We start from the raw sequence: 17,906 nt of genomic DNA, 5'->3' as shown, positions 1-17,906 counted from the left end.
GGGTCAGCGGAAATCGTCCTCGCGCTGGTGGCGGATGGCGAGAACCGCGAGGGTCTCGTCATCAACGACTTCGAACAGGATGATGTAACCAGAAGAGCCGAAGGGCACAGTGAACTCCCTCAGTGCGGGATCATCACCAGAGGCACGCCGCGCCCTGAGAGGAAAATCCCTCAGGGAGATCAAGGCCTTCTGAATGGTGATGATTGCGGCTCTGCAAGGTGCGGGTCACGCTCGATCAGGAAGTCGGTGAGCCGCTCCAGATCGAGATAAAAGCCCGGCGTATAGGTGAGCCGGAAGCTCATTCGGAATGCGCCGCCTGACGGGCCTTTGCCTTCCCGAGTTGCGTCTCCAACATCCGGTGGACGTCTTCATCGCTGTAATAGATGCCCGTGCGCGCCATTTCTTCCCGCGCCGCCAAACCCCTTGCAATGAACGCCGCCTGTTCCCTTCGGCGCTCCACCTCCGCCCGGGCCGAACGGTCGATCAGGTCGGCTACGGTTTCGCCATCCCGCAGAACATCTTCCGCGGCGGCGAGAAATTCCGCATCGTCGATGACGGCAGGTTTGACCGTCTCGTCCATGTCGGGGCTCCCATGGGGTTCTCACCTATCATAACGCGAAAACGCAGGCCTGATAAGCCGGGGTTCAGCGTTGCCCGAGGCGCGCCAGGATCATCTCTGCCAACAGCTCGTAATTCTCATCAAAGTGGTGGCCGCCGGGGCGGGCTATGAGTTGCGCGCCTTGGGCGACGCGGGGGCCGAGCGCCGGGCAGGCCGTGTCTTCCTCCTCCAGGCCGTAGACGCACTGGATCTTCTGCGGCTCCACCGCGGCCAGATGGTCAACCGGATCGCCGTGTTTTCCCGTTCCGGCGACGCCCATCCAGCCGGTGACGGCGATCTCGAAATCGGCCTGATGCGAGAGGGCGAGCAGCGACAGGAGATCGATGGACTGGCGGTCCTCTTCGGGCAGCAGGCCGTAGACCTTGGGCAGGATATTGGCGCCGAAGGAATAGCCGATCAGCACCACGCGGGGGATGCCGAGGCGTTTGCGGTAGGTCTTGATGATGGCCGACAGGTCGCGGGCGGTCTCTTCCGGCGTCTTCTCGCTCCAGAAGTAGCGCAGCGCATCGACGCCGATCACTGGCACGCCGCCCTGATTGAGCCGGGCTGCGATGCGCTGGTCGATCTCGCGCCAGCCGCCATCGCCGGAATAGAAGATCGCCAGCGTGTCATGTTCGGGCGTGACGATATCCTCAACCAGCGGCAGATCGAGGGAGGCATCGTCGGGCTTCAGGCGCGTGACCAGAGCGGTTGCTTCCGTGGCCAGCACGCCGTCTAGCGTGCCGTCGCCCGAGGCGATCACGATATCGGGGTGGCCCTGCTGGAGCGTGGCTGCGTGGGCCTTCGCCGCAGCGTCTGCCACCGGCGAAAAAACAACGCGGATGGGATTGGGCAACGGACCGGGCGAGAGGCCATAAGCCGTTCCGCTTGCGGTTTCGCGCTTGGGCGCGGGCGTGCAGAGCGGCTTGGGCAAAGCCACGGCCTCGGTTGGATCGATGGCGACGGTTTCGCCGATCGTTTCGGCAAAGCTGCCATTCGGGGTCTGGGCGGCCATTGCGAGCGCCAAAGCTCCGCCTTCACCAAGCCCCAGAATCCGCGGCGGGCGATAGAAATCCGCCTTGTGGCGACGATGCAGCTCGCGGCTCAGGCGTTCGATGTCGGCGGGCAGGAAAAGGCAGTTGCGGTCGGCTTCCTTCGCGAGTGCCGAAAGCCATTGGCGCAGGTCGACGCCGACTGTGATGGCGCCAGCGCCGACGATTGCATCGCGTGCTGAGTCTTCCTCGGCATCCCAGCCATTGGCATTGGAGATGAGAACGACGACGCCGGACATGGTGCCATCATCGGGCGCAGCAATGCGGTCCTGCGGCAGGCTGACGATCTTGCTTTCCTCTGCTGTCACCGGGTGAATGACGGCGGAAAGCATCAGCGCTGCGGCTGTCAGCCTATGGCGCATCCGCATTTGGGCAACCTTCGCCCTGCCCTTGTCTCTCATTTCTTCAGCAGGCCCTTGATGCCGCCGCCAATCAGCAGCGTGACATCGAGGAGCGAGACGACCGGAAAACCCTGACCGGCGACGGCAAGATAACGCGGCTGCCAGTCCGGATCGAACTTTTCCTTGAAGGCACGCACGCCGCGGAAATTGTAGAACTCTTCGCCATGTTCGAAGATCTGCCGGCCGAGATGGTTCCAGACCGGCGCCCGCTGGTGGTCGGAAAGGCCGGCAAGCGGCGCCATGCCGAGGTTCAGCGTCAGAAGGCCACGGGCCTGCAGCGTCTCGATGATGCGGACGAAGAGCAGGTCCATCATGCCGCGATGCACGCCCGGCACATGGCGCATGAGATCGATGAAGGCATCGCCGGCATTGGAGGCGGTCATGACCGAGGCGAAGGCGACAATGCGACCTTCAAGGCGAATGACGGCAACGGGACCGGCGGCCACATAATCCCGGTCAAAGACGCCGAGCGAAAAACCTTTCTCGGCACTCTGATGGGCGGACAGCCAGATATTCGAGACATTTTCGAGTTCGTCGATCACGCCGGGGACGGCATCCTTTTCCAGCCATTCGAAGACAAGGCCGTCGCGCTCCGCCCGGTTGATCGAGCGGCGCAGCTTGACCCAGTCACCACCGGCCAGCGTGAAGCGGGCAAGGTCGACCACGGCCTGTTCACCGAGCTTCAGCGCCTGCAGGCGCAGGTCGATGGCGGTGGGCAGGAAATCGGGCGAGACCTGGTAGAAAACGGGGCGGCACTTCAGGCGGCGGGCTTCGTCGACAAATTTCATCGCAAGCTCTGGCCAGAGGCGCTTCGGGGCGACCGGATCGAAGAGCGCCACCAGCGAGCGGCCCTGGCGGGCATACATGACGAAGCCTTCACCGCATTCGGAAAACAAGAGGCGCTTGTCGCCGAGGCGCACGAGACCGGCACTGGCATTGGGCTGACCGGATAGGATCTCGCAGGCCTTTTCGAGGTCGCCCTCCCCCATCCCGTCCTTGCGGCGTCGCGGCAGGCGGATCAGGCCGCGCGAGGCAACCAGCCCAACGAGCATGGAGAGGCCGAGCGTGCCTTCCACAGCATCGATGCCATAGCGGGCGAGCGCCAGGCCGAGGCTGACCTTCAGGGCGCTATCCCCCAGCGCCACGACCGTGACGATGACACAGCCAGCAATCGCGCCGAGACCAAGCGCCAGGCGCGGCATGCGCAAGCCAAGCCGGAACAGGACGGAAGCGAGAATGACGGAGACCGCCTTGCCGCGCGGCACGGCCGGGGCCATCGAGGTCTGCGGGGCGGCGGGCGAAAGCGCAGACTCGACGTCTGACACGGTAGAAGCCATGGGTGAGAACCACTGTTGTAAAAGCTGGCGATTTATTAGCGCAAGCGCATGGACCGAAGCTTGTGACACTGACGGGTAAACAAGTCGGTAAACCGACGCATAAATTGCGCAAGACACCGATTCTTCCTGAAGGGTCAAGTTGACGGAACGCAAGGCAGCCATGCGGCCGACAGCATGTTCCCTGCCGTCGGCCGTCAGTCCATAGCGTTGATTTTACTGGCCGCGCAGGACAGTTGCGGCCAGAGAGAAGGGACTGGAAATCGTCTGGGCGGCGGCATCAAAGACGAAGGCTCCGGCATCGCCGAGCCTCGCGGCAGAGGCTGGCTGGCCCAGCGCATTGGCCAGAACCCGGGCGTCGACGAAGCGGTTGTGATTGGTCTGATCCGCTGCCGGCAAGGAGGAAATATCGATGATGACGACATTGGTCTCGCGGGCCACATCTGCCACGCTCTGGTTCGTCACATCCAGCGATCCGACGCGCTGGGTGCCGGCACCAAGAAAGCGCGAGACGAGCAGCGCCCGATCATCCGGGGCAACCAGCACGGTGATTGGCGTCTTCATCCGACCGACGACGCGCATCTGGGCGACGAAGACGTCCTCGTCGATATCGGGGGCGGCGAGAATGACGCGCAGCCGGTCGAGCACGTCCTGCCGGCCTTCCAGTTTCAGCTGGCGCAGCGCCTCGACCGTCAGCCAGCCACCCATGGAATGGGCGAAGACATCGACTTCGCCGCGCTCCGCAGCGACGAGATCGGACAGCAGCGAAACCAGCGCATCACGCGAATAGGTGGCGGCATCCTTGTCGGCCACATAGGCCGGGATCGCGGCGAAGGACGGCCAGGAGAAAAGGACCGGCGTACCGTCGATATTGGCGTCCGTCTTCAACTGGGCGAGACGATAGAGCGCCTCCTGGAAATTGTAGTTGTAGCCATGGACGAAGACACCGGGTCGCTTGCCTTTCGAGGAGCGGGACCGCACCTCGTCGATGAAGCTCTTGCGCTCGAGTGCGGCCTGCGACAGCACGGCGAAATCCGTGCGCGGATCGACCTTGCTTCCCTTCGGCCATTCGATCGCAGTCGGCTTGTGGTTCGGCGGGATTGAGATGTCGAAACGGGCATAGTTCGACACGCTGGATTTCTCCGCCGTGAAGACGTTCTTGCCCGGTTCCGCCCGGTTGCGGGTGGTCACGGTCAACACGGTTTCGACCTTGGCCGGCTTGAAATCCTCAGCCGGCACCGTGGCCAGCGTTTCCGGGCCGGGGCGACCGGCACAGCCGGCGAGCATGAAGGAGACCGTCGCCATGGCCAGAAGACCGGAACGGCCAGAATTGCACAGAAGGCCGAGGGGGAAGAAGGGCATGTCGGCCAGTCCTTGTCGTCGATGATCATTCGATCCGGAGGGCGACCGGCATCCTGCCGGACGGTTCGGCCGGATCTATAATGTGTTGCGCATGTTTCGCCAAGCAAGATGCGTGCAACAGGCCGTGAACGGTCCGCATGCCGGCGGGGCGGCACATGAGGGCGCCGCCCATGTCGATATGGTTATGCATTCGGCCAAGATTGTTATTTGCGACGCTCAGGAACTTCTGCAACCATAACCAATGAGGGAGAGGTCCGCTGGAGGAGCCAAGGGTTGCAAGCGGAGTGCATTGTCGAGACTTATGATCCGGTTGTGAAATGCAACGCATGCGCGTAGCAATTATGCCCATTCGATCGAACACTTCATGGGAGGAAATTCATGTTGCGTCCAATCTTTCTTGTAGCGCTTTCCGGAGCCGCATTCACGGTGTCCGGGGCTGGGGCCTTGGCGGCCGAAGTCACCCTGAAACTGCATCAGTTTCTGCCACCGCAGGCGACGATACCGTCCAAGGTGCTCCAGCCCTGGGCCGAGAAGATCAAGGCCGATTCGGGCGGCCGGATCGAAGTCGAGCTCTATCCGGCGATGCAGCTGGGCGGCAAGCCGGCCGACCTGATCGACCAGGTGAAGGACGGCGTGGTGGATCTCAGCTGGACGCTGCTTGGCTATACGCCGGGTCGCTTTCCGAAATCGGAAGCCTTCGAGCTGCCTTTCATGGTGACAACGGGTGAAGCCACCTCGCTCGCCTTCCAGGATTACTACGAGAAACACCTGAAAGACGAGCTTGCCGACTACCATGTGCTGGCCGTGCATACGCATGGGCCAGGCTTGATCCACACCATTGCCGCCAAGCCGGTGCAGAAGCTGGAGGATATGCAGGGCCTCAAACTGCGCGGCACCTCAAAGGTGATCAACCAGATGCTGGAAGCCATGGGCGCTTCGCCGGTCGGCATGCCGGTGACGGCCGTTCCCGAGAGCTTGTCGAAAAGCGTGATCGATGGCTCGGTGGTGCCGTGGGAAGTGACGCCGGCAATCAAGATCGCCGAGCTTGCGCCCAACCATACCGGCTTTTCCGGCAAGAGCGGGCTCTATACCGGCACCTTCATCTTTGCGATGAACAAGGACAGTTATGACGCACTGCCGGATGACCTGAAAAAGGTGATCGACGCCAATTCCGGCAAGGAACTCGCCCGCCTCTTTGGCAAGGCAATGGACGAAGGCGACATTCGCGGCAAGGACTTTGCCGACAAGGCCGGCAACACCACCTTCATTCTGGACGACACGGAGACGGCGCGCTGGAAAACCGCCGGCGAGGCTGTGACCAAGGCGTGGATCGCCGAGATGGACGGCAAGGGTCTTGACGGTACGACACTGCACAAGGATGCGCTGGCGCTGATCGAACAGCATAGCCAATAATCTCTCCGCCTTTGTCCGGGGGCCCGCCGAGGGTTCCCGGACAGCCTCCCTTGCCCACCGGAGATCGCCGCCATGGACAGCCCCCCTTCCACCACCAGCCTTGACCAGTGGGCGCGCCGCATTGATGCGCTCGCCAGCGCCCTCGTTTTCTTTGGCGGCGTCTGTCTAGTGCTTGCCTGCGGACTGACGGCGGCCTCGATCATCGGCGGTCTTGCGCTCAAACCCCTGCCGGGCGAGATCGAGCTTGTCGAGGCCTTGTGCGGTCTTGCTGTCTTTGCTTTTCTGCCCTTCTGCCAGCTGAAACGCGGCCATGTCGGCGTCGACATTCTGATATCTGCCTTCGGGCCAAAGGCCATGAACCTGTCACAGCTGATCGGCGACGTGATTATCGCCATCCTGATTGCGCTGATCACCTGGCGGCATGCAATCGGCACGCTCGACAAGTTCGGCAATGGCGAAACGACACCATTGCTGCTGCTTCCCGTGTGGTGGGGCTTTGCCATTGCGCTGGCGCTTCTTCTCGCCAACCTCGCAGTCAGTCTCTTCGTCGTCTTCGCCGACTTCAACGACATCCGGAATGGTCGCAGGATCACGGCCGTGATGGGAGCGCATTGATGAGCAGCATTGAAATCGGTCTCTGGTCCTTCCCTGTTCTGATCCTCCTGATTTTCCTGCGTGTTCCCATCGGTGCTGCGATGCTCGGCACCGGCGTCATCGGCACGTATCTCGTGCTGGGCAAATGGACGCCGATCCTTGCCCAGATGAAGGTTCTGGCCTGGAACACCAATGCGAATTACTCGCTGTCGATCATCCCGCTCTTTCTGCTGATGGGCCAGTTTGCCGCGCGCGGCGGCATGAGCCAGTCGCTGTTCAACGCGGCGGCCGCCTTTCTCGGGCATCGCAAGGGCGGCGTGGCCATGGCGGCCGTTGGCGCCTGTGCCGGCTTCGGCTCGATCTGCGGCTCATCGCTGGCAACGGCGGCGACCATGGCGCAGGTGGCGCTGCCGGAGCTGAAACGCAACGGCTATGCCGGCGGGCTTGCCACGGCGACGCTTGCCGCAGGCGGCACGCTTGGCATTCTCATTCCGCCCTCTGTCGTGCTGGTCATCTATGCGATCCTCGCCGAGCAGAACATCGCCAAACTCTTCCTCGCCGCCTTCGTGCCCGGCATCATCGCGGCGATTTCCTACCTCCTCGTGATCGCCATCTATGTCCGGCTCAACCCCGGATCGGCAGGACAGGCGGCCCGCATGCCCTGGCGCGATCGCCTGCCGGCGGTAATTGCGGTCTGGCCGGTGGTGGCGATCTTCTTCCTTGTGGTGGGCGGCATCTATCTCGGCTGGTTCACGCCGACCCAGGCTGCCGCCATCGGGGCGGCGGGTGCCGGCCTCGTGGCCTTCGTCAATGGCGGGCTCGACCGAAAGGCGCTCGGAGACTGCTTCAAGGAGACGGCGGTCTCGACTGGCATGATCTTCTTCATCATCCTCGGCGCCTCCGTGTTCAACTCGTTCCTGGCCTTTTCCCGCCTGCCGCAGGTGGGGGCTGAATGGGTGACGGCGCAAGGGTTTGCGCCGATGACCGTGCTGATCATCATCCTCGTGCTCTACATCATCTTCGGCTGCATCATGGATTCGCTCTCCATGATCGTGCTCACCATCCCGATCTTCTTCCCGATCGTGACGGCGATGGATTTCGGCATGAGCCCGGAGCACTTTGCCATCTGGTTCGGCATTCTCGTGCTGATGGTCGCCGAGATCGGCATGATCACGCCGCCGGTGGGCTTAAACCTCTTCATCATATCCGCCATGGCGCGCGACGTGCCGATCCGCGAGACCTACAAGGCGATCGTGCCCTTCGTCACCGCCGACCTCTTGCGCATCGTGCTTCTCACGGCCTTTCCGGTGATCTCGATCTTCCTGGTGTGAGGCGGAAGATATCCTCGTCTCACCAGGTGGCTGGCTGGTCAGGACGGCAGCGCAGGCAGGCGCGGAAACCTTGCGCTTTCGCCTGGGCCACCGTTTCACAACAGACGACGCTTTCGGGCCGCGCCGGGCGTGAAGCGCAGGACGGCCGGCAGACAATGCGGGTGGACAAGACGCCGTAGAAGAACAGGCCATCCCGCTTTGCATCGCGGGCGTGGATCGCTTGCCATTGTGCCGGCGTCGGAGGCGATGTTTCGGGGCGCATGCAGTCCTCCATTCGGTTGATCGCAGGAAGGATGCACTTCAGGCCGCTGGTTGCGCCACCCGATTGTTGCGAGACAATTTCCCGGTCTGCGCATGGCGTAAAACTCCGCAGCCTCAATCTCTGCACACAGACGCTCATCCACAGAGTTTCCCCATCCAAGCAAGATTGCGGAGGCTCGCGTATAAGTCCCCTTAATCTTTGAGGGCGATCATCCAGAAGTTGAATTCTGCCTTTTGGATCGTTTATGGCTTTCGGACGACGTCATACCCCCAGCGGAACCTATTTGCGTTTTCACCTGCCTGCCACCGAGAAACGAGATCTGCCGAGGGCGCTCCGGTTTCTGGCTGTTGCTGGCGTGATATTCTGGCTGCAATTCGTTCCCTTCCTCAATACGATCCTCCTGTTCCTGGCCATTCCCTTTTTGCCAATCCTGCTGATCAATGTCTGCATGATCGGCATCGTGGGAGAGGTTCTGACAGGTCAGGTCGCCAAGGGCTGGGTGGTCGTCCCCCTGTTCTACATCCTGGCCTATCTGGCCCTGGCAACGATCAGCCATGTCGACATGGCACGGCTGGACAGCGCGATCCAGCAGCACAATGCGAACCAGTTTATCGATTTCACCGCCACCGATGTTCTACTTGTCCGAAATGGTGCATCGGATGCGACGGTGAGCAACCTTCTGCAAGATCATGATCTGTCGATCATTTACGAAGGGAGTCCCAACCGCCGTGACCGCAGTCTCAAATCTCATCGCCTGGCCGTCGGCGCGGATTGCGATCGCGAACGACAAAAAACCTCAGATGTCTCCATCACCTGGTTCGATGAACCGAAAACAGCACGGCCGGGACGAAAGTCAAGAGGCGAACTCGTGAAGGACATGTGCATGATCCGACAACCGAGCTCGGTCCCTCCGGATGCCGTAACGGTCGAGATCAAGACGGGGGAGTTGGATGGCAGCAACTTCTTCCTCTACACGCAACAGGGCTCCATCAAGATCACGGGCAAGGACGGCAAGACGGCGAATCTGATCTTTGCCGAGACCTATCCGCTGACCTGGATCCCCATGCCCTTCTTTTTCTGCGCGCGAGAACCGCAGGCGCCGAAGGATAACTGCTTCGGGCCCTTCCTGCGCATCTTTCCAACCATGCTAGGCGGCGAGGACGGCAAGCCGGCCACTTTGATCGCCACAAGCCTTGGTATTCGAAAAGCTTCGGCCAGCAGCCGAAGAGATGCGATCAGAGCAAGACAGGAACTTCAAGCCGAACAGCCTTAAGCGGCGCGCGGCCTCTTGTCGCCGCGCCACCCGATTGTTGCGAGCGGCGATTTTGGCTGTCACCGACAGACAAACCGCTGTAACGCTCTGTCGATCCGCAATCGCATCCCGAGACCCATGGAAACCTCGCTCTATCTGCCCGTCAAAACCTTCCTTGAGGAGGCAGGCTACACCGTCAAGGGCGAGATCGGCGGTTGTGATCTCGTCGGATTGAGCGACGAAGATCCGCCGGTGGTGGTCATCTGCGAGCTGAAGCTGACCTTCAATCTCGAACTCATTCTGCAGGCGGTCGACCGCGCGGCAGTCGCGGACGAGGTGTGGATTGCGGCGCGCGTTTCGGCCAGGGGCCGGGGCCGCGAGGGCGACAAGCGCTACCGCGATCTCTGCCGCAGGCTCGGGATCGGCATGCTTTCCGTTTCCGATCAGGGCATCGTCAGCGTCCTCGTCGGATCGGTCACGCCGATGCCCAGGACCAATCCGAAACGGCGCTCCCGGCTGATGCGCGAGCATCAGAAGCGCAAGGGCGATCCGGCCGTCGGGGGCAGCACGCGGACACCGCTGATGACGGCTTACCGGCAGCAGGCGCTGGGCTGCGCTTCGGCGCTGGCCTCGGGTCCGCTCAAGGTCAAGGAGATCAGGGCACACGTTCCCGATGCTGCGAAGATCTTGCAGGGCAATGTCTATGGCTGGTTTGAACGCGTGGAACGGGGTGTCTATGCGCTGACGCCGGCGGGGCACGAGGCGCTGGGGCGATGGCAGTTCCCCGCCCCTCTCCCCATCACGCCTTCCGCGTAAACAGGATCACCGCAAACAGCAGCACGCCGGCGAAGGTGACCAGCGAAGAGATCGCAACGACGGGTTCAAGCGCCGGGTTGCCGGTCAGCATCAGGAAGAGCGAGGGGCCCATCACCAGAATGCCCAGCGTATAGAGCATGTACTGGATCTTCGCGATGCGGCTTGCGGCCTGGACCGGGTTTAGCGCGTAATAGATGCCGAAGATCGCCATGGTGACCCAGCCGAGCAAATTGATATGGGCGTGCGCGCCGGTGGCCTCGAACTGATGCGTGATCGACATGTAGAGGCCGACGCAGATGCCGGCGATCAGAAACAGGATGGCGGTTCGGAAATACCAGACGGATAGCTGCGGCATGTTGGTCTCCCCCCAATAGCTGGAGGAAGATTAGCATCGCAGGTGCGCGGCGCAAGTCATGCGGTGATCGTCGAACCGGACCGTCTTCGCCATTTCCTTGTTGATGGAGGTGCCGACGCTTCAGTCCATCGCATCCGCCAAACTCGTCGACAGGAGCACGGCCCGGGTCTCATCGGCAACACGGGAAAAGACGCGGCGGACTTCGCAATCGGTCTCGCCGTCGCAATCCTCGCAGGCGCGGTAGGCGGTTAGCGAGAGGCAGGGCAAGGGGGCGACCGGGCCATCGATCAGGCGCAGCACCTCGCCATAGGTGATGTCACCGGCCGGGCGGGCCAGCAGATAGCCGCCCTGCTTGCCACGACGGCTTTCGACCATGCCGGCTCGCTTGAGGTCGAGCATGATCTGTTCGAGGAATTTCTTCGGGATCTTCTGCCGCTCGGCGATCTCGGGAATCTGCACCGTCAGGCCCGGTTCGGCACGGGCAAGAAGGCTGAGCGCCCGCAGCGCATATTTGGCTTTCTGCGTGATCATCGATTTCACCGTCCCGGCGACGGAGCCTGCATGATAGCCCCTGATCAGGCTAGCATCCGGCATTCCGCGCGGCTTTGGCCATAACGCAGATCGGCCGGGTGTTCAAACGCGCTTGGGCAACACGCGGCAGGAATTGCCGCGTTTTTTACCGGTGAGAGAGATATTTGCTCAGAGCGCGCGTCTCAGTGAAAGCTGATTGCTGTCTTCGCAGCCCGCCTTGCCCGATAATGACGAAAAGCAGCAGGAAGACCCGATGACCCTCCACAGCCCAGAGCAATTTGCCAGCGCGCTTGACGCGCGGCTCGCATCCGCGAATTTGAGCGAACGTCTGCGTATCGTCGCCGCCGAAGAGGGCCGCGCCGTGTTTACCACCTCGCTCGGTATCGAAGACCAGGTGATTACAGCAGCGATCGGGCTTGCCGGTCTGCCGATCGATGTCTCGACGCTGGAGACCGGCCGCCTGTTCAAGGAAACGGTCGATCTCATCGCCGAGACCGAGGAGCGCTTTGGAATCACGATCCAGCGTTTTCATCCACGCCAGGACGACATCGACGCCTATGCGGCGAAGTATGGCCTGAACGGTTTTTACGAAAGCGTCGAAGCGCGCCATGCCTGCTGTCATGTGCGCAAGCTTGTTCCTCTGGCGGAGGCGCTCACCGGCGCCCGCTTCTGGATCACGGGCTTGCGCCGCTCCCAGTCCGGCAACCGCGCTGCCACGCCGTTTGCCGAATATGATGCCGAGCGCAACCTGATCAAGGTGAACCCGCTGGCCGACTGGTCGATCGAGGACATCAACAGCTTTGTCGAGGCGGAAAGCGTGCCGACCAATCCGCTGCACAAGCGCGGATACCCCTCGATCGGTTGCGAACCCTGCACACGCGCCATCAAGCCGGGCGAGCCCGAGCGCGCCGGCCGCTGGTGGTGGGAGAATGACGAGAAGCGGGAATGCGGATTGCATGTGCCGGAGGCGGCCAGTTCCGCGATCCCGACACCGGCCTGAGTTGAGACTTTAGAATTCACCCCCCTCTGTCACTTCGTGACATCTCCCCCACAAGGGGGGAGAGCGGGACGCCAGCCACTCGCCTCCCTGCCTGGACTGGGCGCTCGGGAAGCGGATTTCGGTCTCCCCCCGTGTGGGGGAGATGCCGGCAGGCAGAGGGGGGTGCCACGAAATGCCATCGTCGATGGCCATCAAGGCAGACAGAGACCATGCACACACACACATCCGAATTCGATCCGCATTCCAAGGATCCCGTCACCAAGCCGCCGCTCGATCCGCATCTCAAGGCGCTCGAGAACGAGGCGATCTATATCTTCCGCGAAGTGGCTGCCGAGTTTGAAAAGCCGGTGATGCTCTATTCGATCGGCAAGGACTCGTCCGTCCTGCTGCATTTGGCGCGCAAGGCCTTCTTCCCCGGTCGCGTGCCCTTCCCGCTGCTGCACATCGACACGGGCTGGAAGTTCCCGGAAATGATCGCGTTTCGCGATGCGACGGCGGAGAAGTTCGATCTCGATCTGATCGTGCACACCAATCCGCGCGGCAAGGAAGAGGGCATCGGCCCGTTCAGCCACGGTTCGGCCTATCATACCGACGTAATGAAGACCGAAGCGCTGCGCCAGGCGCTCGATGCCGGCAAGTATGACGCTGCCTTTGGCGGTGCGCGTCGCGACGAGGAGGCCTCCCGCGCCAAGGAGCGCATCTACTCCTTCCGCACGCCCGACCACAAATGGGACCCGCGCAACCAGCGCCCGGAACTGTGGAACATCTATAACGGCATGATCCGTCGCGGCGAGAGCGTGCGCGCCTTCCCGCTGTCGAACTGGACCGAAGTCGACATCTGGCGCTACATCCAGGCCGAAAACATCGAGCTGCCGCCACTCTACTATGCGAAGAAGCAGAAGTATGTGGAGCGCGACGGCATGCTGATGTGGGCCGAAGACCCGCGCTTCGAGGCCTTGCCCGGCGAACAGATCCAGGAAGGCATGCTGCGCTTCCGTACACTCGGTTGCTGGCCGCTGACCGGCGGCATCCGCTCCAATGCGACGACCCTCGACGAGGTGATCGCCGAACTCGAAATCGCCACCGTCTCCGAACGCCAGGGTCGCGCCATCGACCGCGACCAGGCCGGATCGATGGAAAAGAAGAAGCGCGAAGGATATTTCTGAGATGACCGCAGCTGCCAATACCGCCCTCGTCTCCGAGGCACCGCACACCGAAGCCGCCCCCGTCATCCGCGACTCGCGTCCGCTGCGCCTGATCACCTGCGGCTCCGTCGATGACGGCAAGTCGACGCTGATCGGCCGCCTGCTCTGGGATACCAAGGCCGTCAAGGAAGACCAGGCCGCGACCCTGCGCCGCGATAGCGGTCAGCAGAACGATCTCGGCCTGCCGGATTTCGCGCTTTTGCTCGACGGTCTCCAGGCGGAGCGCGAACAGGGCATCACCATCGATGTCGCCTATCGCTATTTCGCCACCGATCGCCGCTCCTTCATCGTTGCCGACACGCCCGGCCACGAGCAGTATACCCGCAACATGGCGACCGGCGCCTCGACGGCGGATCTCGCCGTACTTCTGGTCGATGCCCGCACCGGCCTGCTCGAACAGACCCGCCGCCACGCGACCATCGCATCGCTGATGGGCATCAAGCAGTTTGTGCTGGCAGTGAACAAGTTCGATCTCGTGGGCTATGACCGCGCCGTCTTCGATCAGATCAGCCATGATTTCAAGGAACTGGCGCTGACACTGGGCGTGCGCCAGGTCACCGCCATCCCGATGTCGGCACTGAAGGGCGAGAACGTCGTTTATTCCGGCAAGGTCGAAATGCCTTGGTATGAAGGCCCGACGCTGGTCGAGACGCTGGAGCTTGCAACTTTGCGCTCTGGCCAGTCGACCGGCTTCCGCCTGCCAGTGCAGCGCGTGTCGCGTCCGGGCGAAAGCTTCCGCGGCTATCAGGGCACGGTTGCCGGTGGGGCGGTGAAGCCAGGCGACAGCGTCGCCATCCTGCCGTCCGGCCAGATCGCCAACGTCAAGCAGATCGTCACCTTCGACCTCGTGCGCAACGCAGCCGTTTCCGGCGATGCGATCACGCTGGTGCTTGACCGCCAGGTGGATGTGGCGCGCGGCGACATGATCGTCTCGCTCGATGCCCAGCCGCAGACGGGCCTGGCCTTCGACGCCCAGCTCGTGGCGCTGCAGCCTGATGGCATCGTGCCGGGCAAGCGCTACTGGCTGAAGGCCGGCTCGCGCCGCCAGCGCGTGCAGGTGGAGCCGGTGCAGCAGCTGGACCTCAAGACCGGCAAGTGGCAGCCGAGCGAAATGCTGCAGATGAATGCCATCGGCAAGGTGCATCTCTCCTTCGATGAGACGGCGATCTTTGATCCTTACGAGCTGAACCGCGGCACCGGCGCCTTCATCCTGATCGATCCGGACACCAATAATACGGTGGCCGGCGGCATGATCTCGGCCAAGCGCACGGAGATTGGCGGGCTGAACAGCCATGACGGACGGGTCATCCTGTCCTTGCCGGCCGATCTCGCCGAGCAGTTGCTGGCAACCGAGCTTCTCGCCAGCCGCCGCGACGAAGTGGAAACCCGCCGCGTGACGACAGCGGCGGCCCGCCAGTTGCTGGACGAGATCGACGGCTGAACGCTGTTACCGCACCATCCAGCCCCGCGTTGAACATCAACCGCCCGTTTCCCGACGGGCGGTTGACTGTTTTCATGTCACCAGAGAAACTTTCTCCTTAACTACATCAATTTTTGCTAATATCCTGCCAAAGGAGTCTTTCGGGAGAATCGGGTGGCGGTTGATCGTCCAGATCCGGACAGGTCCTTGCTGGGTCTTTCAGAGGTGCTGGCCATTGCGGGCATAAGCAAGCTTGTGCTGCATGCCTGGGAGCGCCGCTATGGACTTGCTCCGGCAGGTCGAAGCGACACCGGGCTTCGCTTTTACACACGCGCTCAGGCCGAACATTTACGCTTGCTGAAGGCCTGCTGCGACGCAGGCTATCGGATCGGAACACTGATATCACTGTCATCGGACGAATTGATGCGGATCGAAGAGGATCATGCTGCGAAGCTGAGCCTCGTCACCCTTCTCGAAGCGATACAGGCGCTGGATGGCGAAGCATTGCAGGAGGCACTGTCGGCACGGGCGGCAAGCGAAGGGCCAGACCGCTTCGTGCGGCGCACGGCATTGCCCCTCTTGAGAGAGGTCGGCCTGCTCTGGTCCATAGGGTCTGTGACGGCAGCGGCCGAACATCTCGCGACATTCAAGATCAAACGCATTCTCGGCCGGATGCTGGATGACTGCCCACCCCCTTTGGCCGATGCGCCACGGCTGATCGCAACCACGCCGGAAGGCCAGCAGCATGAAGTCGGCGCACTCGTTGCGGCCCTGATGGCACGCATGGAAGGCTGCAATGTTCTTTATCTGGGGCCGGACCTTCCCGTTGAAGACATTGCCTTCGCTGTCCGCACCCGACAGGCGGACATCGTCTGTCTCAGTGCGCTGACCGGAAAGCGTCGCGTGCTTGAAAGCCAATTGCGCGACCTGCTTTCAGCTCTGCCACCAAAGACGGAAATCTGGCTTGGCGGGCCGGCCTATTCCACCATGCCGTCGATGGACCGCCTGCGCGTTTTTGCCGATCTCGACACGTTTGTCACCGCGCTTCGGATGGCAAAAAAGCCCGCCGCCCAGATCGGTTGATCTCCGAAGCCCCTCCCCCAGGCCTCTTTTCCGCACATCCGCGACGGCGCCCGTCTGGCATGGTGCGGGCATGGCCACCCCGTATACAAGACCACGCTATTTTAGGGGTTTATTTATTTCTTGTCGATATTTCTTGTTTTTCTAATTCACGCGCGCAGCCATGAAAACTGCCGTGGTTTTCTTTCTGGGGGGATAGAATGGGACTCGCCGACTTCGTGAACGCCAAAGCCGCCGCCAAGACACTTGCGCTTGAAGCGCTTCAGGCCAATGTGATGGTTGCGGACGCCAAACTGAACATCACCTACATGAATCCGGCGGTGATCGATCTGCTGAAAGAGGCCGAATCCGACCTCAAGAAGGAATTGCCGAAGTTCAGTGTGGCGAGCCTGATCGGCAGCAATATCGACGTGTTCCACAAGAATCCTTCGCATCAGCGCAACATGCTGGCAGCGCTCAAGAACCGCCACAGCGCGACGATCACCGTCGGCAATCGTGTCTTCGATCTGCTCGTCACGCCGCTCAAGCAGGGGGCAAAGACCGTCGGTTTCGTCGTGGAATGGGCCGATGCAAAAGCCAGACTTCTCAATGTCGACTATGCCGCCCAGATTGCCGCCATCAGCCGCTCGCAAGCCATCATCGAGTTCGATATCAATGGACAGATCATGGGCGCCAACGACAACTTCCTCGCGCTGATGGAATATGACAACAGCGAAATCGTCGGCCGGCACCACAGTATGTTCGTCGACAAGGCATTTGCGTCTTCCGAGGAATACAAGGCGTTCTGGACCGCGCTCCGCGAAGGTCGCTACCAGGCCGCCGAGTTCAAACGGCTGACAAAAACCGGTCGCGAGGTGATCATCTCGGCATCCTATAATCCGATCCTCGACATTCACGGCAAGGTGGTCAAAGTCGTCAAGTTCGCCACCGATGTGACCGCACGCGTCAACACGGTGTCGTCGTTGGGCGACGCGCTGAAGCGGCTTTGTTCAGGGGACTTCAGCTTCCAGCTCACCGTTCCCTTTGCCCAGGAATTCGAATTCCTCCGGCATGATCTCAACCGCTCGGTCACACAGTTGCGCGACACCTTCCGCGAGATATCGAGCAGTGTCGACATTATCAGCCAGGGCACGCGCGAGATCAGCCAGGGGATTGGCGACCTGTCTCAACGTACCGAAAGCCAGGCAGCAAGTCTGGAGGAAACGGCGGCGGCGCTTGAAGAGATCACCGCCAATGTTACCTCTTCCGCCCAGCGCGCGCAGGAAGCGCGTACCGTCGCCGGTTCCGCCAAGGCAAACGCCGAGCAGTCCGGAGATGTTGTCGCTCACGCTGTCGAGGCCATGAGCCGCATCGAGGATTCGTCTTCGAAGATCTCTAACATCATCGGCGTGATCGATGAAATCGCGTTCCAGACCAACCTTCTGGCGCTGAACGCCGGTGTTGAGGCGGCCCGAGCAGGCGAAGCCGGGCGGGGATTTGCCGTGGTCGCGCAGGAAGTTCGAGAACTGGCGCAGCGCTCGGCCAAGGCGGCGAAGGAGATCAAGGATCTGATCCAGAATTCGGCAACCGAGGTTTCGACGGGGGTCAAACTGGTCAGCGATACCGGGGGCGCCTTGCGCAAGATCAGCGCGTTTATCGTCGAGATCAATGACCATGTCGTCTCGATTTCCACGGCGGCGCGCGAACAATCGACCGGTCTTCTTGAAGTCAACACCTCGGTAAACGGCATGGATCAGACCACCCAGCAGAATGCCGCCATGGTCGAGGAAAGCAGTGCGGCAGCGTCCACCCTCTCCTCGGAAACGCAGAAGCTGCTGGGCATGATCGGGCAGTTCAACCTTGGCAGCCAAAGCATGACAACCGATTGGCGGAGCCGGGCTGCGTGAGGATAGCGGATTGT

General features: G+C 61.8%; 19 protein-coding genes. 10 read left to right on the top strand and 9 right to left on the bottom strand.

The window, feature by feature from the left end; translation table 11 throughout:
* Positions 1–3 precede the first annotated feature (3 nt).
* The 6 genes from ACSV9I_RS07275 to ACSV9I_RS07250 all read right to left on the bottom strand — a co-directional run bounded on the left by ACSV9I_RS07275 (position 4) and on the right by ACSV9I_RS07250 (position 4,747).
* Complete coding sequence (locus ACSV9I_RS07275; protein WP_438328124.1) at positions 4–183, bottom strand: type II toxin-antitoxin system RelE/ParE family toxin; 180 nt, start codon at positions 181–183, stop codon at positions 4–6.
* Complete coding sequence (locus ACSV9I_RS07270; RefSeq protein ID WP_438328123.1) at positions 180–302, bottom strand: hypothetical protein; 123 nt, start codon at positions 300–302, stop codon at positions 180–182. Before ACSV9I_RS07270 ends, ACSV9I_RS07275 begins: the two co-directional genes overlap by 4 nt.
* Entirely contained in the window at positions 299–580 is a 282-nt protein-coding gene (locus ACSV9I_RS07265) for a prevent-host-death protein (RefSeq protein ID WP_438328122.1), read from the bottom strand. Before ACSV9I_RS07265 ends, ACSV9I_RS07270 begins: the two co-directional genes overlap by 4 nt.
* A 64-nt stretch (positions 581–644) precedes the next feature.
* The gene (locus ACSV9I_RS07260) at positions 645–2,018 is read right to left on the bottom strand and encodes a virulence factor family protein (RefSeq protein ID WP_438328120.1); all 1,374 of its coding nucleotides are present in this window, start codon (positions 2,016–2,018) and stop codon (positions 645–647) included.
* Between the two features lie 29 nt (positions 2,019–2,047).
* Entirely contained in the window at positions 2,048–3,388 is a 1,341-nt protein-coding gene (locus ACSV9I_RS07255; RefSeq protein ID WP_438328119.1) for a phosphatidylglycerol lysyltransferase domain-containing protein, read from the bottom strand.
* A gap of 213 nt (positions 3,389–3,601) precedes the next feature.
* Complete coding sequence (locus ACSV9I_RS07250) at positions 3,602–4,747, bottom strand: alpha/beta hydrolase (RefSeq protein ID WP_438328118.1); 1,146 nt, start codon at positions 4,745–4,747, stop codon at positions 3,602–3,604.
* Positions 4,748–5,125: 378 nt separating this feature from the next.
* On the opposite strand from ACSV9I_RS07250, the gene ACSV9I_RS07245 reads away from it, so the two are divergent.
* From ACSV9I_RS07245 to ACSV9I_RS07235, 3 genes are all read left to right on the top strand, one after another.
* Positions 5,126–6,160, top strand: a complete 1,035-nt coding sequence (locus tag ACSV9I_RS07245; RefSeq protein ID WP_438328117.1) for a TRAP transporter substrate-binding protein — start codon at positions 5,126–5,128, stop codon at positions 6,158–6,160.
* A 72-nt stretch (positions 6,161–6,232) separates the two neighbouring features.
* Positions 6,233–6,775, top strand: a complete 543-nt coding sequence (locus tag ACSV9I_RS07240; RefSeq protein ID WP_438328116.1) for a TRAP transporter small permease — start codon at positions 6,233–6,235, stop codon at positions 6,773–6,775.
* The gene (locus ACSV9I_RS07235) at positions 6,775–8,085 is read left to right on the top strand and encodes a TRAP transporter large permease (protein ID WP_438328115.1); all 1,311 of its coding nucleotides are present in this window, start codon (positions 6,775–6,777) and stop codon (positions 8,083–8,085) included. Before ACSV9I_RS07240 ends, ACSV9I_RS07235 begins: the two co-directional genes overlap by 1 nt.
* A 19-nt stretch (positions 8,086–8,104) precedes the next feature.
* Here ACSV9I_RS07235 and ACSV9I_RS07230 read toward each other — a convergent pair whose 3' ends face one another.
* Positions 8,105–8,347: an Ada metal-binding domain-containing protein gene (locus ACSV9I_RS07230; RefSeq protein WP_438328114.1), complete on the bottom strand. Its 243-nt coding sequence runs from the start codon at positions 8,345–8,347 to the stop codon at positions 8,105–8,107.
* Positions 8,348–8,591: 244 nt separating this feature from the next.
* Between ACSV9I_RS07230 and ACSV9I_RS07225 the strand changes: the two genes are divergently transcribed.
* Positions 8,592–9,620, top strand: coding sequence for a hypothetical protein (locus ACSV9I_RS07225; protein WP_438328113.1), 1,029 nt, complete (start codon positions 8,592–8,594; stop codon positions 9,618–9,620).
* A gap of 117 nt (positions 9,621–9,737) precedes the next feature.
* Positions 9,738–10,415, top strand: coding sequence for a DUF2161 domain-containing phosphodiesterase (locus tag ACSV9I_RS07220; protein ID WP_438328111.1), 678 nt, complete (start codon positions 9,738–9,740; stop codon positions 10,413–10,415).
* Here the strand turns inward: ACSV9I_RS07220 and ACSV9I_RS07215 are convergent.
* Both ACSV9I_RS07215 and ACSV9I_RS07210 read right to left on the bottom strand, forming a co-directional pair.
* Positions 10,399–10,770: a hypothetical protein gene (locus ACSV9I_RS07215; protein ID WP_438328110.1), complete on the bottom strand. Its 372-nt coding sequence runs from the start codon at positions 10,768–10,770 to the stop codon at positions 10,399–10,401. The two genes, ACSV9I_RS07220 and ACSV9I_RS07215, sit on opposite strands and share 17 nt — an antisense overlap.
* Positions 10,771–10,890: 120 nt before the next feature.
* Entirely contained in the window at positions 10,891–11,301 is a 411-nt protein-coding gene (locus tag ACSV9I_RS07210; protein ID WP_438328109.1) for an RrF2 family transcriptional regulator, read from the bottom strand.
* A gap of 253 nt (positions 11,302–11,554) precedes the next feature.
* Between ACSV9I_RS07210 and ACSV9I_RS07205 the strand changes: the two genes are divergently transcribed.
* From ACSV9I_RS07205 to ACSV9I_RS07185, 5 genes are all read left to right on the top strand, one after another.
* On the top strand, positions 11,555–12,301 hold the full coding sequence (locus ACSV9I_RS07205) for a phosphoadenylyl-sulfate reductase (RefSeq protein WP_438328108.1): 747 nt from the start codon (positions 11,555–11,557) through the stop codon (positions 12,299–12,301).
* Between the two features lie 209 nt (positions 12,302–12,510).
* Positions 12,511–13,467, top strand: coding sequence for a sulfate adenylyltransferase subunit CysD (gene cysD, locus ACSV9I_RS07200; protein ID WP_438328107.1), 957 nt, complete (start codon positions 12,511–12,513; stop codon positions 13,465–13,467).
* A 1-nt stretch (position 13,468) separates the two neighbouring features.
* On the top strand, positions 13,469–14,947 hold the full coding sequence (gene cysN / locus ACSV9I_RS07195; protein ID WP_438328106.1) for a sulfate adenylyltransferase subunit CysN: 1,479 nt from the start codon (positions 13,469–13,471) through the stop codon (positions 14,945–14,947).
* A 153-nt stretch (positions 14,948–15,100) separates the two neighbouring features.
* On the top strand, positions 15,101–16,009 hold the full coding sequence (locus tag ACSV9I_RS07190; protein ID WP_438328105.1) for a MerR family transcriptional regulator: 909 nt from the start codon (positions 15,101–15,103) through the stop codon (positions 16,007–16,009).
* A 197-nt stretch (positions 16,010–16,206) separates the two neighbouring features.
* Complete coding sequence (locus ACSV9I_RS07185; protein WP_438328104.1) at positions 16,207–17,892, top strand: methyl-accepting chemotaxis protein; 1,686 nt, start codon at positions 16,207–16,209, stop codon at positions 17,890–17,892.
* Positions 17,893–17,906: the final 14 nt, after the last annotated feature.

Source organism: Rhizobium sp. G187, from assembly GCF_051549525.1.
GTDB lineage: Bacteria > Pseudomonadota > Alphaproteobacteria > Rhizobiales > Rhizobiaceae > Allorhizobium.
This window is presented reverse-complemented; position numbering and strand designations above follow the sequence as displayed.

Coding starts and splice junctions, on each gene's coding strand:
- ACSV9I_RS07255 (WP_438328119.1), bottom strand. CDS start 3,388: ATGGCTTCTACCGTGTCAGACGTCGAGTCTGCGCTTTCGCCCGCCGCC.
- ACSV9I_RS07235 (WP_438328115.1), top strand. CDS start 6,775: ATGAGCAGCATTGAAATCGGTCTCTGGTCCTTCCCTGTTCTGATCCTC.
- ACSV9I_RS07250 (WP_438328118.1), bottom strand. CDS start 4,747: ATGCCCTTCTTCCCCCTCGGCCTTCTGTGCAATTCTGGCCGTTCCGGT.
- ACSV9I_RS07245 (WP_438328117.1), top strand. CDS start 5,126: ATGTTGCGTCCAATCTTTCTTGTAGCGCTTTCCGGAGCCGCATTCACG.
- cysN (WP_438328106.1), top strand. CDS start 13,469: ATGACCGCAGCTGCCAATACCGCCCTCGTCTCCGAGGCACCGCACACC.
- ACSV9I_RS07240 (WP_438328116.1), top strand. CDS start 6,233: ATGGACAGCCCCCCTTCCACCACCAGCCTTGACCAGTGGGCGCGCCGC.
- ACSV9I_RS07230 (WP_438328114.1), bottom strand. CDS start 8,347: ATGCGCCCCGAAACATCGCCTCCGACGCCGGCACAATGGCAAGCGATC.
- ACSV9I_RS07265 (WP_438328122.1), bottom strand. CDS start 580: ATGGACGAGACGGTCAAACCTGCCGTCATCGACGATGCGGAATTTCTC.
- ACSV9I_RS07225 (WP_438328113.1), top strand. CDS start 8,592: ATGGCTTTCGGACGACGTCATACCCCCAGCGGAACCTATTTGCGTTTT.
- ACSV9I_RS07215 (WP_438328110.1), bottom strand. CDS start 10,770: ATGCCGCAGCTATCCGTCTGGTATTTCCGAACCGCCATCCTGTTTCTG.
- cysD (WP_438328107.1), top strand. CDS start 12,511: ATGCACACACACACATCCGAATTCGATCCGCATTCCAAGGATCCCGTC.
- ACSV9I_RS07205 (WP_438328108.1), top strand. CDS start 11,555: ATGACCCTCCACAGCCCAGAGCAATTTGCCAGCGCGCTTGACGCGCGG.
- ACSV9I_RS07270 (WP_438328123.1), bottom strand. CDS start 302: ATGAGCTTCCGGCTCACCTATACGCCGGGCTTTTATCTCGATCTGGAG.
- ACSV9I_RS07185 (WP_438328104.1), top strand. CDS start 16,207: ATGGGACTCGCCGACTTCGTGAACGCCAAAGCCGCCGCCAAGACACTT.
- ACSV9I_RS07220 (WP_438328111.1), top strand. CDS start 9,738: ATGGAAACCTCGCTCTATCTGCCCGTCAAAACCTTCCTTGAGGAGGCA.
- ACSV9I_RS07210 (WP_438328109.1), bottom strand. CDS start 11,301: ATGATCACGCAGAAAGCCAAATATGCGCTGCGGGCGCTCAGCCTTCTT.
- ACSV9I_RS07260 (WP_438328120.1), bottom strand. CDS start 2,018: ATGCGGATGCGCCATAGGCTGACAGCCGCAGCGCTGATGCTTTCCGCC.